This is a genomic window from Klebsiella sp. CSG-1, assembly GCF_056521145.1.
Genome location: NZ_JBWNLD010000010.1, coordinates 197,165 through 210,262, shown reverse-complemented (window position 1 = coordinate 210,262; position 13,098 = coordinate 197,165). Strand labels below are relative to the sequence as shown.

The window sequence follows — 13,098 nt, the reverse complement described above, 5'->3', positions numbered from 1 at the left end:
CGGGTATTCCCGCCAGACTGTTTTCTGAAAGCCCCTCGCAAAATGATGATTAAATGTTGAACAGTGTAAAAATCATCTTGCTGCAATATACGAAGTCACTTATTTTCTATATTAACGGATCCGTTAACAAATAATCTTCTATTTACATGATTAACAAAGGAATAATCATGAAGAAAATGTCATCTTTACGGTTCCATCAACTCCAGGAATGTTTATCTCCACTCGGCAAAATAAGCTGTCGCCCGCTCTTTGGCGGCTATAGCCTTGCCATAGACGATACCGTTTTTGCCATGGTCGCCGAGGGCGAAATCTATCTTAAAATTTGTGAGCAGAGCGCGGAATATCGCGTTGTGCATGCCACTCCACTCTTGACGATGCGGAAAAATGGTCGCCCGGTCTTACTGAAATATTATCAGGTTGACGAGACCCTCTGGGGGGATAGCAAAACGCTTTTCAATCTATCGGCGTCCTCATTACAAAGTGCACGCAATGAAAAGCGTCTACAGCATGCGTCCGGAAGATTAAAAGATCTCCCGAATATCAGTTTTCATATGGAGCTGCTGTTGATTAACGCAGGCGTGAGCGATGAAAAAATGCTCCGTCAGTTTGGTGCGGAGAAAGTCTGGTTGAAATTGCGGGAATCAAACAAAGCACTCACGTTGAATGTTCTCTATGCGCTGGAAGGGGCTATTGCCGGAGTGCATTCCGCAGCGCTCCCGACGCAGCGGCGTCAGGAGCTTAAGGTATGGGCCGGCAGCCAGCACAAAAATATCGATCTTTACTCGGGTTGAACCGCAACCTGCTTTTGCAACCTGCAGATTTCCGGCAACAGCGCCAGCAGCAGACCAATTTGCTGCAGCACCAGCGGCTCTTTGCTGTCAGCCCGGGGCTCAAGATGTTGGATCCGGGTCTGCAAACTATTAAGCGCCTGCTGCACCCGCTGTTCGTCGGCAGGCGTGTGGTGCAGCGCATCATCAACGTAGCAGACGGCATCATCAAGCAGGGCGAGAATTTCCGCAGTCGTGAGTTTTTCCCGGTGCGCACCGAGTGCGGAAATATAGCTGGTAAAGGTATGGTTCAGGCAAAGTAAACGGAATGCCGTTTCGCGCATGGCTGAGTTAGCCCGCGGTTCCGTCGACAGGTTTGATACCACAGATGCCAGTTCACCATCCCGGCTATGGGCATCGCGGCGGGCAACGCGATAGGCCAGGCGGTTATCGCGTCCCTGGTGATATTGCTCGAGGATGGCATCGAGGTAGCGGCAGTTGGCGTTGATAGCCTGATCCAGCGCCCGTGGCAGATTGCGGAACTTCCAGTCTGGCCAGATAAAGCTCACCGCCGCCCAGGCGATAGCACAGCCAATCAGCGTATCGAAAATACGCGGCAGCGCGACCTCGAAACCTTCGCCTAGCAGGTTAAAGCACAGCAGAACCAGCAGGGTGATGAACATCGTCGCGTGGGCATACTGCACGTTGCGAAAAGCAAAGAACAGCACGCCGGTCAGAACAATGAGCAGCAGTTGGCCTTCAACCGATGGCACGAGCAGTAATATCGGCAGGCCTATGGCCACCCCGATCAGGGTACCGATAATCCTCAGCGCGAGTCGATGACGGGTGGCGTTATAGTTCGGCTGGCAGACAAACAGGCTGGTCAGGAGTATCCAGTAACCGTGGTTTAAGCCGGTGAACTGGATAAACGCATAGCCGGTACAGAGGACCAATGACATCCTGACCGCATGACGGAACAGAGCCGATTCTGGCGACATGTTGCGGCGCAGCCGCAGCCAAATATCGCTGAAACTGTTAAGTCCGTCGTCTGCGAGCAGGTTTTCGGTTGCGCTGTTCGCCGGGGCAATGGTTTGCGCCGACTCAATGGTTGCCAGCTGAGCGTCGATAGCGCGGAGATTGTTAAGCAGAAAGCCCAGCGCTTTCATCTGTTCAGCCGGAGCGCCGCTGGCCTGCACGCGGTCGAGGGCGGCATCAAGGTGCATAAATGCCCGCTCGAAATGGGCATCGTGCTGGTAGGGCTCGCGTAAAAGAATCGCGCGGGACAGTTTCTGGCATGCCTGCGCCTGCATCGACAGCATGCGCTGGAAGCGGAACATCACATCGCTATAGCGAAAATGATCGCGCAGCGTTTGGTACTGAATGTGCGATGAACTGGCGCGTTCGTGAATATCCTGAGCAACAAAGTAGTATTGCAATGTGCGACGGGTGCCGCGCTGGCCGCGGTCGCCGCGCAGACGCGTCAGCAGAGAGACCTTGGTCTGATTGAGCGTCGTCACCAGTTGGCCATTGGCAATGGCTAAATCATATAGCGGCGCCTGGCTCTCATCCTCAATATCCGGGTCAAACAGACGGGATTTAAGATCCAGGTAATGCGCCAGCTGTTCATAGCTGCGCGCAAGATTATCCTGAAGAGGGCGAATCGGGAAAATCAGGTGTCCGCAGAGGGTCAGCAGGTTGTACCAGACTGCACCGGTCAGCAGAAAGAGCGGCTGCAGATACCAGCGATCGTAGAGCGTTACCCCCAGCATGGTATAAATGGCGATCAGCAAGGCGCCAAATGCGATGGTGGCGTAACGCTGCCCCAGACCGCCGAGCAAGATAAATCCGGTGGTCGATACGGTTAACCCAAGCGCAAACAGCCAGGGCCAGGGGAACAGTAGCTCCACCGAAGCGGAAGCAATAAAGAAACACACTAGCGTGATGGCCAGATTGCGCAACCGGCCGGCCAGACGATCGTCGAGGTCGGTCAATGCCGCGGCCACCACGCCCAGCGTCAGGGGAATGGTCAGTTTGACTTCGCCAAGCCACCATGGAACGGCGGTTGTGCCGCAGAGTGCGATAAAAATCCTGGCGTTATATAGCCAGGCACTGTTCCATGTATAACGGCGTAGCAAGGGGCTAAGCATGGTCGTGTTCCGTCCGGTTACTGAAAGCGACGACGCGCATTCGCTTCACGCGCGGCGCGAGCCGTTTCGACGGAAACCACTCGACGTCCCACCGGCCATAATGCAATGGCGGCAATTTTAAAATTGGCAATACCGACCGGGATGCCAATGATGGTCAGGCATTGGGCGATGCCGCTGAAAATATGCATCAGGCACAGCCACCAGCCAAAAAAGATAAACCACAAAATATTCAGAATCGTGCCACCGGCATTCAGCAGGCTATTTTTGCCTTGCGGTTCAAGTTCATCGACATGAATGGCTTCATTACCGTAAGGCAGCAAGGAGAGTCGGGTAATCTCCCAGCATGAGCGGGTTAATGGCAGGGTGAAGATCAGGATGATGCTGACCAGAGTTGCCAGCAGCCAGCCCAGCGTGGTGGCGAAACCGCCAAGGATAAAGTTCAAAATATTCAGAATGGTACGCATAAACCCTCAGTTCAGTCCTGGAGATAATAAGTCCTGACCATTGTAACGTTTTTTACGCTGGAGCACCTGGTCGCTGGCGGTTAAACTTAAAAACATCCAACCTGATTGAAATTCGGCATGATATGGAACTTAAAGCGACAACATTGGGCAAACGTATGGCACAGCATCCCTACGACCGGGTGCAACTGCTAAACGCGGGAGTAAAAGTCTCGGGTGATAACCATGAGTATCTTATCCCTTTCAATCAGTTATTGTCAGTTCAATGTAAGCGCGGCCTGGTCTGGGGCGAACTGGAGTTCGTTTTACCGGACAGCAAAGTCGTGCGTTTACACGGCACCGAGTGGAATGAAACGCAGCGTTTTTATCATCATCTGAATACCCTGTGGCAGCAGTGGAGCGCGGAAATGAGCGGTATTGCCGCCGGTGTTCTCCAGCAGCAGCTGGAGGAGGTTGCCCGCGCCAGCGCCGAAGGCAAGTGGCTGACCCGTCAGCAGGTTACTGACATTCAGGTGAAGATTCGTCGTGCGTTGACCGGTCTGCCGATGCCGACCAGCCGTCTTGAGGCTTTCGAGAACTGTCGTGAGCTGTGGCGGCAGTGCCAAAGCTGGCTGGCCGATACCGAAGAGGCCCGGCTGGCTCATAATCAGGCTTTTACGGAATCGATGCTGGAGCAGTATCGCGGATTTTTTACCAGCGTCGAAACCTCTCCGCTGAATCCTGCGCAGGCGCGGGCGGTGGTCAACGGCGAGCGCGCTTTATTGGTGCTTGCCGGGGCCGGAAGCGGCAAAACGTCCGTGCTAGTGGCGCGAGCCGGATGGTTATTAACGCGGGGAGAAGCCGCCGCCGACCAGATTCTGCTGCTGGCATTTGGCCGCCAGGCGGCGCAGGAAATGGATGAGCGTATTCGTGAACGGCTGGGCTCAGAAGAAATTACGGCGCGCACCTTTCACTCTCTGGCACTGCATATTATTCAGCAGGGCAGCAAAAAAGTGCCGACCATCAGCAAGCTGGAGAGCGACAGCACGGCCCGCCAGACCTTGCTGCTGAAAAACTGGCGCCAGCAGTGTCAGGAGAAAAAAGCGCAGGCCAAGGGGTGGCGGCAGTGGCTGGAAGAAGAGATGGGCTGGCAGGTGCCGGACGGCGAATTCTGGCAGGATAAAAAAATTCAGCGACGGATGGCCAGTCGCCTCGATCGCTGGGTTAGTCTGATGCGAATGCACGGGGGATCGCAGGCGGAGATGATCGCCGGCACGCCGGAAGAGGTGCGCGACCTGTTCAGTAAGCGCGTTAAGCTGATGGCGCCGTTGTTAAAAGCGTGGAAAACGGCGCTGAAAGACGAAGGCGCGGTCGATTTTTCCGGGTTGATACATCAGGCGATTAATATTCTGGATAAAGGACGCTTCGTCAGCCCGTGGAAACATATCCTGGTCGACGAGTTCCAGGATATCTCGCCGCAGCGCGCTGCCTTGCTTGCTGCGCTGCGTCGGCAGAACACGCAGGCGACGTTATTTGCCGTTGGCGATGACTGGCAGGCTATCTATCGCTTTAGCGGGGCACAACTCTCTTTGACCACCGCATTTAATCACTATTTTGGCGAAGGCGATTGCTGCGCGCTGGATACCACCTACCGGTTTAACGGGCGTATTGGGGAGGTGGCGAACGGCTTTATACAACAAAACCCGCATCAGTTGAGTAAACCATTGAACAGCCTGACGGCCGGAGACAAGAAAGCCGTAACGTTGCTGGCGGACGATAAGCTCGACGATCTCCTCGATAAGCTCAGCGGCTACGCGAAACCGGAGCAGCGGATTTTATTGCTGGCGCGCTACCATCATTTGAAACCTGAGGCGCTGGAAAAAGCGGCGACGCGCTGGCCGCATCTGCAGCTCGATTTTATGACCATCCATGCCAGTAAAGGTCAGCAGGCGGATTATGTCATTGTCCTGGGACTTCAGGATGGTGATGATGCGTTTCCGGCCCCGGCGCGTGAATCCATTATGGAGCAGGCGCTGCTGCCGCAGCCGGAGGATTTTCCGGATGCGGAAGAGCGACGTTTGCTCTATGTCGCTATCACGCGTGCCCGGCTTCGCGTCTGGCTATTGTTCAACAAAGCGCGGCCTTCGCCATTTGTCGAAATGTTAGAAGATCTGGATGTGCCGGTGGCGAGAAAACCGTAAGTGCCGGCGGGCGGGCCGCCGGCCGGGATTACTTCAGCCGGTCGGCGAGGTAACGTTGATAATCCGGGATCAGAATATCGAGAGGTTCAGCGAAGTTCGGCGACAGAATAATAAAGTCGGCCGTTGAGGCATTGGTGGCTACAGGGATGTTCCACACCGTAGCCAGGCGCAGCAGTGCCTTGACATCCGGGTCGTGCGGCACGGCGTTGAGCGGATCCCAGAAGAAAATCAGCACATCGATTTTACCTTCCGAAATTAGCGCGCCGACCTGCTGATCGCCACCCATCGGTCCGCTCAGCATCGCGTTAACCTCCAGCCCGGTTGCGCGGGAGATAAGGTTACCGGTGGTGCCGGTTGCATAGAGTTCGTGCTGGGCCAGCAGCGGCTGGTGGCGCTCAACCCATTTCATCAGCATATCTTTACAGTGATCGTGAGCAACCAGCGCGATATGTTTGCGTGCGGGTAACGTACGTGTCGTCAGTTCCATATTTTTATTCCACATTTTGACCTGCAGACAGATTACTGGAAGTGACTGTTGCTGCAAGCATCCGGGTGAAAATTTTTGACGTATCCGTAAGTCAGGATGCATGGCCCGTTCAGTCGGATTAGCATACACTTGGGCTAAAGAGTGGAGGATTAAATGAAAGAGAACGATATCGCAGGCATTCTCACCTCAACCCAGACGATTGCGCTGGTGGGGGCGAGTGACAAACCGGATCGCCCAAGTTATCGGGTGATGAAATACCTTCTTGAACAGGGCTATCACGTTATCCCTGTTGCGCCGAAAGTCGCTGGTACCACGCTGATGGGGCAGAAAGGCTACGCCACCCTTGGCGATGTGCCGGAAAAAGTGGATATGGTCGATGTCTTTCGCAACTCCGATGCGGCGCTGGCCGTTGCTCAGGAGGCCATCGCCATTGGTGCGAAAACGCTGTGGCTGCAGCTGGGCGTGATTAACGAACAGGCGGCGGTACTGGCGCGCGAGGCTGGGCTGAATGTGGTGATGGATCGCTGCCCGGCGATTGAAATACCGCGTTTAGGGCTGGCGAAGTAAATAACAAACCCCGCGATAGCGGGGTTTTTTTACATCAGTTACGTAGCCGCGGGGCCTGCAGCTGTCGGCGAATCGTTCTGGCCAGCTCGTCCATCGACGGCTGTTCCGGATGTTCGTCGCTGGCTTCACCGCTCAACTGCGCTTCCGCAAGATAAGTGTGGATCGGCTGGCCGTCCTCATCTTCCATGACCACATGATACCAGGGCGACGCGCGCAGTTCGTCATTGGCTGCAATTTCATCCTCTTCCGGCTCGGCGAGCGAGTATACGGGATCGATATCAACAACCACGCCGAGGTAGCCCAATAGCGTATGGCGAACCTGCTGGCCGATACCGAATTTGCTGGCAATCATAGGCACCTCCTGGGAAACGTTATTACCTGCTATATGCGGGCAATGTTCCGCTTTTCAAGTTACATGATGCGACAGGCAAACCCTTTCAGATACAGCCCTTCCGGGTAGGTTGCAATCACCGGGTGATCGGCAGCCTGACGGAACTGTTCTATAAATTGTACATCACGTCCGGCATCAATTGCGGCATCGGCAATGATTTTCTGAAATAAATCGGTCGCCATCAAACCCGAGCAGGAGAAGGTCAGCAGGATACCGCCGGGATTCAAGAGCTGAATCGCCAGCATGTTGATATCTTTATAGCCGCGGCAGGCGCCCATCAGCTGGTTTTTATTCTCGACGAACTTCGGCGGATCCATGACGATAACGTCAAACTTCTCCCCCTGATCGCGATATTTACGCAGCAGTTTAAAGACGTCGTCGCGAACAAATTCCGCTCTGGAAAGGTCCAGCTTGTTCAGCTCTACGTTTTGTTTCGCAACATCCAGCGCCTCCTGGGAGGTATCCACGCTAATAACCTGGCGGCAGCCGCCCATCAGAGCGGAAACAGCGAAACCACCGGTGTAGGAAAAGCAGTTAAGAACGCGCTTGTCGGTGACATAGCGGCGGGTCGCCAGACGGCTATCGCGCTGGTCGAGGTAGTAACCGGTTTTGTGGCCGCCCTGAATATCTACCAGCAGCTGCATACCGTGCTCGGTAATCGGTAGCAGGGCCGGCGGCAGTTCGCCGACGACGGGACCCTGAGCCAGCTCCAGTCCCTCTTTTTTACGCACCGCGACGTCGCTCCGATCGTAGATAGAGCAGTCCGGAAACAGCGTTTGCAACGCGCTGATGATGGCGGCACGCTGGTATTCAGCACCGGCGCTCAGCAGCTGCAGTACGAAGAAGTTACCAAAACGATCGATGGTCACGCCCGGCAGGCCGTCGGATTCTCCGGCGATCAGACGATAGCTATCAAGGCCATCGCGGGCCGCCAGCCATTCGCGCCAGGTCTGAGCCTGCTGCAGACGACGCTCGAAAAAAGCGTTATCGATAGCTTCATTGCGATCGAAGCTCCAGACGCGAGCGCGGATCTGCGAAGAGGGCGAATACGCGCCGCGGGCCAGCCATTTTCCCTGAGAATCAACGATATCGATGGTCTCACCGGAACGAGCTTTACCTTCCATCCGGGCGACGGCGCCGGAGAAAATCCACGGATGGCGACGCAGCAGGGATTTCTCGCGTCCTTTGGTTAACACTAAGCGGGGGAAAATGGAATCTGTCATGGAGCTACCTTTAAGCAACGGGAATGTCGCACCGAAAAATGGCGCGTAGGTTAGCACAAGTGACCGGCGCAAGCATCATTCCACCTGCGCCGACAGGTGAGCGTTTCGGCACAAAATGCCGGCGCTTTGGCACAATAAAAACCTTCCCGGGATCTTACAGTGATTCCTCACCCAACGGAGGAAAACACGATGAAAACAGGATCCCGGTTAGCGACAATCTTGATTGCGGTTATCAGTACCAGCGCGGCAGCAGCGCCATTTCGCGTCACCAGCAGCGATATGCGCGAAGGCGACAGCCTGGCGACATCCCAACAGTTTAATGGTTTTGGCTGTCGCGGGGGGAATGTCTCGCCCCAGTTGACCTGGGAACATGCGCCGACGGGTACCCGCAGTTTTGCGGTGACCGCCTACGACCCGGATGCGCCCAGCGGGAGCGGGTGGTGGCACTGGACGGTGGTGAATATACCGCCGACGGTTTCCAGTCTGGCGACTGGTGCCGGAGATAAAAACAACGCTAAACTGCCAGCAGGCGCCGTGCAGGGGCGGAATGACTTCGGCTATGCGGGCTTTGGCGGAGCGTGTCCTCCGCCCGGGGATAAGCCTCATCGTTACCACTTTACGGTATGGGCGCTGAATACGGCGACATTACCGATTGATGCACAGGCCAGCGGCGCGTTGGTGGGCTTTATGCTGCGCAGCCATGCTATCGCCAGCGCCCAGCTGACGGCCATGTCAGGACGCTAAACGACAGACAGAGAGCTCAAATGCGGAATATTCACTTTCAGCATAACGCGTTATCGGCGGCGGAAATCACCTCCCGGCGATTATATAAACTGCATCGCGTCAGGCTTTTTTCGCCTGCGCTGTGTCGGGTCAATCGAGGAAGTAAAATCATCGTGCAGGGGGCCAGTCAGATGCAGGCCACCCCGCAGCAGCTGATTATTTTGCCCGCCGACGTTGAGCTCGAGGTCATTAATCAGCCGGACAATGGGCTATTTTGTTCTGACCTGCTCTCATTGACCGTCGACCTGCTCGCGGATTTTAAAGCACGTTACATGAGCGAGCCGCCGCCCGGCCGGCTGACATCACTCTGCGCGCCGATGACTCCTGAGCTGTCGTTTATGTGGCAGAACGTGTTGCAAGCGGTGCGTGGGGGACTATCGACGGAACTGCAGCATCACCAGACGATGGGGCTGCTGCTGGCGTTGCAGCAGGCGGGATATGCCGGACCGCTGTTAAACGAAAGACAGCAGGATCTGACCGGCCAGGTACGGCAAATTATCATGCTGTCGCCGGCGGAGGCGTGGAGCGTTCCCCGGGTGGCAAAGATGTTGTTTTTGGGGGAATCGACGCTGCGCCGCCGTTTACAGCTGGAATCGCAAAGCTTTCGTCTGATCGTTGAAGAGGTTCGCATGGCGTACGCCTTAGGCCAGCTGCAGTCAACGTCGCTACCCATAGGCGAGATCGCGCTCAACAGCGGCTATCAGTCCGGGTCACGCTTTACCGCGCGTTTTCGTCAGCACTATGGCCTGTTGCCGAAGCATGTACGCTGACGAGAATTTGCTATTCTGTGCATCAGGGCAGGCCAAAAAAGGAGCGTAACGATGGCGACAATCTGCACAATGGCATGGGTTTATGGCTCGGTTCAGGGCGTGGGGTTTCGCTACTCGACGCAGCGGGAGGCGCTACGCCTGGGGCTGACGGGCTATGCTCGTAATCTTGATGATGGCAGCGTGGAGGTGCTGGCCTGCGGGGAGGAAGACCAGGTCGCGGCACTTATCGCCTGGCTAAAAGCCGGCGGGCCGCGCAGTGCGCGGGTTGACAGAGTCAATACCGAGCCTCATCAACCCACCAGAGAGTGGCAAAAATTTGCCATTCTCTATTAAATGCACTTCACCGGTTTAGGCAGGCCGGCAATTTTGGTGGCCTGTTTGGCCGGCCCTTTCGGGAACAGACGGTAGAGATAGCGGCTGTTGCCTTTCTCTTCGCCAAACTTATTCGCCATCGCCTTCACTAACATGCGAATGGCGGGCGAGGTGTTGAACTCCAGATAAAATTCGCGCACAAAGCGCACCACTTCCCAGTGTTCAACGGAGAGCGTAATGCCTTCCTGCCCGGCGATAACTTCCGCCATGGCTTCGTTCCACTGTGTCGTCTCTTTCAGATAGCCTTCGCTATCGGTCTCAATTTCGTTGCCTTCAAAGATAAACATAATTCTTCACATACCGTTCAGACTGGCCGCAGTGTAGCAAAAAATAAGGCCCCGCATAAGCGGGGCCTGAGCACAGCGTCGGCAGAGGTTAGTCCCGGCTTGCGAAGCCAAGGATGCTCAGCAGGCTGACGAAGATGTTGTACAGCGACACGTACAGGCTGACGGTAGCGCGGATATAGTTGGTCTCACCGCCGCGGATAATATTGCTGGTTTCAAACAGGATTGCGCCTGAAGAAATCAGGATAAACACCGCGCTGATGGCCAGGTGCAGAGCCGGCAGCTGCAGGAAGATGTTAGCCACCATACCGATCAGAACCACCACTACGCCTGCCATCAGCATCCCGCCGAGGAAGGACATGTCTTTACGGGTGGTCAGCACATAGGCCGAGCAGCAGAAGAACACCAGAGCGGTACCGCCCAGCGCCAGACCAATCAGGTCACCCATGCCCGCAGACAGATAGGCGTTGAGCATTGGCCCAAGGATATACCCCAGGAAGCCGGTAAAGGCGAAGGCCGCCAGAATACCTGTCGGCTTATTGGCTAGTTTATAGGTCAGGAACATCAGACCATACATACCCACCAGCGTCAGAATCAGCCCTGGAGAAGGCAGCATCAGCACCGTGCTGGCCGTTGCCGTAATGGCGGAAAATGCCAGCGTCAGACTGAGAAGGAAATAGGTGTTCCGCAGAACTTTATGCGTACTGAGCAGCGATGAACGGTCACGCGACGACGTAATAATACGATCCATGAGTCACTCTCTTATGACAGATGTAATTAATAATGAAGCATAAAAAAACCAAGACGGAAGCCATAGTGCTTTTACCCATCTTTACTTAGACCCCAACGCAATCACGCAGCATATTATTCTAATAAATAATGGAAAGGTGGTGTGTTTGTGCGTTTGGCTTCAGGAACCCGATCGGAATCTTATAGGTCACTGAAAAATATTGCGTTATTGCCGTTCTGTGGCTAAGTGTGGAGAGGGTACAAACGAAGCGTAATAAAGGCAAGGGATATGAAATCACAAAAATACAATCACATCACGCAAGCATTGCTGGCTCTCGGTTTACTCTGCACGACGGCCACGATATTTGCCGCTCAGGTTCCCCCGGGGACGGTGCTGGCAGAGAAGCAGGAGCTGGTGAGAAATAACGGCAGCGAGCCGGCATCACTGGATCCGCATAAGGTCGAGAGTGACGTTGAGTTTAATATCATCAGCGATCTTTTCGAGGGGCTGGTCAGCGTCTCGCCGGCAGGTGAAATAGAGCCGCGGCTGGCGGAAAAGTGGGAAAATAAAGATAACACCGTCTGGACCTTCCATTTACGTCCGGGCGTTACCTGGTCTGACGGGACCGCCATCACCGCGCAGGATATTGTCTGGAGCTGGCAGCGTCTGGTCTCTCCTCTGACGGCATCTCCTTATTCCAGCTACCCGGGCAATATGCATATTGCGAACGCGCAGGAAATTGCCGAGGGGAAAAAAGCGCCGGAGACGCTGGGCGTGAAGGCGGTTGATGATGCGACGCTTGAAGTCACATTAACGCAGCCGAACGCGGCATTATTAGCGATGCTGGCGCACCCTTCGCTGGTGCCGATTGATAAAGTGCTGGTAAACCGCTTTGGCGAGCAGTGGACCAAACCGGAGCATATCGTGACCAGCGGTCCGTATAAGCTGTCCGCGTGGGTAGTTAACGAGCGCATCGTGGCCGAACGTAACCCGCGCTATTGGGACAATGAGCATACGGTAATTAATAAAGTGACCTGGCTGCCGATTCATTCAGAGGCGGCGGACGTTAACCGCTATAAAGCGGGTGAAATCGATATTGTTTATACGGTACCGATTAACCAGTTCGCACAGCTTAAAAAGACCATGGGCGATCAGCTGAACGTGTCGCCGCAGCTGGCGACCTACTATTATGAGTTCAACACCACCCGGCCGCCATTTAACGATCCGCGTGTCCGGCTGGCGCTGAACATGGCGCTGGATAAAGACATCATTGCTGAAAAAGTACTGGGGCAGGGACAACGCCCGGCCTGGCTGATTAGCCAGCCTGATATCGGCGGCGTAAAACTGCAAAATCCGGATTACGCCAGCTGGCCACGCGATAAGCGCATTGCCGAAGCCAAAAAACTGCTGAGCGAAGCGGGGTACTCGGATAGTCACCCGCTGGTGTTTAATCTGCTGTACAACACTTCGGAATCACACCAGCGCGTGGCGATTGCCGCCAGTTCGATGTGGAAGAAAAACCTTGGTGTGGAGGCGAAGCTGCAAAACCAGGAGTGGAAGACGATGCTCGACACCATGCACACGCACAATTTTGACGCCGTGCGCTATGCGTGGATTGCCGATTATGACGATGCCGCCACTTTCCTGAACAATTTCCGCACCGGCGACAGTGAGAATACCAGCCAGTACAGTAATCCTGCCTATGATGAAGCCTTAAAGAACGCCGCCAAAGCGTCGGATGGGGTGGCGCGCGGTAAGTACTACCAGCAGGCAGAGGATCTTCTGGCGAAAGATGTGCCGGCGGTTCCGGTTTATCACTATGTCCGTACGCACCTGGTGAAACCGTGGGTGGGGGGATTTACGCCTGATAAGCTGGGATACTACTTCACCAAAGATATGTACATCAAAAAGCACTAACGCCCAGCGGGCAGATTTC

At 55.0% G+C, this 13,098-nt stretch carries 14 protein-coding genes; 7 read left to right on the top strand and 7 right to left on the bottom strand.

Annotated elements, in window-relative coordinates; genetic code table 11:
• Positions 1–167: 167 nt before the first annotated feature.
• Complete coding sequence (locus AC007G_RS22420; RefSeq protein WP_032688494.1) at positions 168–791, top strand: TfoX/Sxy family DNA transformation protein; 624 nt, start codon at positions 168–170, stop codon at positions 789–791.
• Here AC007G_RS22420 and yccS read toward each other — a convergent pair.
• Both yccS and AC007G_RS22410 read right to left on the bottom strand, forming a co-directional pair.
• Positions 779–2,914 (bottom strand): YccS family putative transporter, encoded by a 2,136-nt coding sequence (gene yccS, locus AC007G_RS22415; protein WP_132467305.1) that lies wholly within the window; start codon positions 2,912–2,914, stop codon positions 779–781. The genes AC007G_RS22420 and yccS overlap by 13 nt on opposite strands.
• Before the next feature lie 17 nt (positions 2,915–2,931).
• Positions 2,932–3,378 (bottom strand): YccF domain-containing protein, encoded by a 447-nt coding sequence (locus tag AC007G_RS22410; RefSeq protein WP_004860167.1) that lies wholly within the window; start codon positions 3,376–3,378, stop codon positions 2,932–2,934.
• A gap of 122 nt (positions 3,379–3,500) precedes the next feature.
• Between AC007G_RS22410 and helD the strand changes: the two genes are divergently transcribed.
• A complete protein-coding gene (gene helD, locus AC007G_RS22405; protein WP_142630399.1) occupies positions 3,501–5,555 on the top strand; it encodes a DNA helicase IV in 2,055 nt (684 codons plus the stop codon).
• A 28-nt stretch (positions 5,556–5,583) separates the two neighbouring features.
• Here helD and mgsA read toward each other — a convergent pair whose 3' ends face one another.
• Positions 5,584–6,042, bottom strand: coding sequence for a methylglyoxal synthase (gene mgsA, locus AC007G_RS22400; RefSeq protein WP_032688625.1), 459 nt, complete (start codon positions 6,040–6,042; stop codon positions 5,584–5,586).
• A 153-nt stretch (positions 6,043–6,195) separates the two neighbouring features.
• Between mgsA and AC007G_RS22395 the strand changes: the two genes are divergently transcribed.
• Positions 6,196–6,609, top strand: a complete 414-nt coding sequence (locus AC007G_RS22395) for a CoA-binding protein (RefSeq protein WP_032688491.1) — start codon at positions 6,196–6,198, stop codon at positions 6,607–6,609.
• A 34-nt stretch (positions 6,610–6,643) separates the two neighbouring features.
• Here AC007G_RS22395 and hspQ read toward each other — a convergent pair whose 3' ends face one another.
• On the bottom strand, positions 6,644–6,961 hold the full coding sequence (gene hspQ / locus AC007G_RS22390) for a heat shock protein HspQ (RefSeq protein ID WP_004860177.1): 318 nt from the start codon (positions 6,959–6,961) through the stop codon (positions 6,644–6,646).
• A 59-nt stretch (positions 6,962–7,020) separates the two neighbouring features.
• Positions 7,021–8,223, bottom strand: a complete 1,203-nt coding sequence (rlmI, locus tag AC007G_RS22385; protein ID WP_032688490.1) for a 23S rRNA (cytosine(1962)-C(5))-methyltransferase RlmI — start codon at positions 8,221–8,223, stop codon at positions 7,021–7,023.
• Between the two features lie 189 nt (positions 8,224–8,412).
• Between rlmI and AC007G_RS22380 the strand changes: the two genes are divergently transcribed.
• Genes AC007G_RS22380 through yccX form a run of 3 tightly spaced genes read left to right on the top strand, consistent with a single transcriptional unit; the run spans position 8,413 to position 10,109 of the window.
• Positions 8,413–8,967: a kinase inhibitor gene (locus tag AC007G_RS22380; protein ID WP_032695678.1), complete on the top strand. Its 555-nt coding sequence runs from the start codon at positions 8,413–8,415 to the stop codon at positions 8,965–8,967.
• A 20-nt stretch (positions 8,968–8,987) separates the two neighbouring features.
• The gene (locus AC007G_RS22375) at positions 8,988–9,776 is read left to right on the top strand and encodes a helix-turn-helix domain-containing protein (RefSeq protein ID WP_032700359.1); all 789 of its coding nucleotides are present in this window, start codon (positions 8,988–8,990) and stop codon (positions 9,774–9,776) included.
• Positions 9,777–9,827: 51 nt separating this feature from the next.
• Positions 9,828–10,109 (top strand): acylphosphatase, encoded by a 282-nt coding sequence (gene yccX / locus AC007G_RS22370; RefSeq protein WP_032695680.1) that lies wholly within the window; start codon positions 9,828–9,830, stop codon positions 10,107–10,109.
• Here yccX and tusE read toward each other — a convergent pair.
• Entirely contained in the window at positions 10,106–10,435 is a 330-nt protein-coding gene (gene tusE / locus AC007G_RS22365; protein WP_004860187.1) for a sulfurtransferase TusE, read from the bottom strand. The genes yccX and tusE overlap by 4 nt on opposite strands.
• An 88-nt stretch (positions 10,436–10,523) precedes the next feature.
• Complete coding sequence (gene yccA, locus AC007G_RS22360) at positions 10,524–11,183, bottom strand: FtsH protease modulator YccA (RefSeq protein WP_004860189.1); 660 nt, start codon at positions 11,181–11,183, stop codon at positions 10,524–10,526.
• Positions 11,184–11,450: 267 nt separating this feature from the next.
• Between yccA and AC007G_RS22355 the strand changes: the two genes are divergently transcribed.
• Positions 11,451–13,079, top strand: coding sequence for an ABC transporter substrate-binding protein (locus AC007G_RS22355; RefSeq protein ID WP_032688486.1), 1,629 nt, complete (start codon positions 11,451–11,453; stop codon positions 13,077–13,079).
• The last annotated feature ends 19 nt before the right edge of the window (positions 13,080–13,098 follow it).

Bases quoted from the DNA above. Each gene is read 5' to 3' on its own strand.
- rlmI (WP_032688490.1), bottom strand. From the start codon at position 8,223: ATGACAGATTCCATTTTCCCCCGCTTAGTGTTAACCAAAGGACGCGAG.
- AC007G_RS22395 (WP_032688491.1), top strand. From the start codon at position 6,196: ATGAAAGAGAACGATATCGCAGGCATTCTCACCTCAACCCAGACGATT.
- AC007G_RS22420 (WP_032688494.1), top strand. From the start codon at position 168: ATGAAGAAAATGTCATCTTTACGGTTCCATCAACTCCAGGAATGTTTA.
- AC007G_RS22380 (WP_032695678.1), top strand. From the start codon at position 8,413: ATGAAAACAGGATCCCGGTTAGCGACAATCTTGATTGCGGTTATCAGT.
- yccX (WP_032695680.1), top strand. From the start codon at position 9,828: ATGGCGACAATCTGCACAATGGCATGGGTTTATGGCTCGGTTCAGGGC.
- helD (WP_142630399.1), top strand. From the start codon at position 3,501: ATGGAACTTAAAGCGACAACATTGGGCAAACGTATGGCACAGCATCCC.
- AC007G_RS22375 (WP_032700359.1), top strand. From the start codon at position 8,988: ATGCGGAATATTCACTTTCAGCATAACGCGTTATCGGCGGCGGAAATC.
- yccA (WP_004860189.1), bottom strand. From the start codon at position 11,183: ATGGATCGTATTATTACGTCGTCGCGTGACCGTTCATCGCTGCTCAGT.
- AC007G_RS22355 (WP_032688486.1), top strand. From the start codon at position 11,451: ATGAAATCACAAAAATACAATCACATCACGCAAGCATTGCTGGCTCTC.
- hspQ (WP_004860177.1), bottom strand. From the start codon at position 6,961: ATGATTGCCAGCAAATTCGGTATCGGCCAGCAGGTTCGCCATACGCTA.
- yccS (WP_132467305.1), bottom strand. From the start codon at position 2,914: ATGCTTAGCCCCTTGCTACGCCGTTATACATGGAACAGTGCCTGGCTA.
- mgsA (WP_032688625.1), bottom strand. From the start codon at position 6,042: ATGGAACTGACGACACGTACGTTACCCGCACGCAAACATATCGCGCTG.
- tusE (WP_004860187.1), bottom strand. From the start codon at position 10,435: ATGTTTATCTTTGAAGGCAACGAAATTGAGACCGATAGCGAAGGCTAT.
- AC007G_RS22410 (WP_004860167.1), bottom strand. From the start codon at position 3,378: ATGCGTACCATTCTGAATATTTTGAACTTTATCCTTGGCGGTTTCGCC.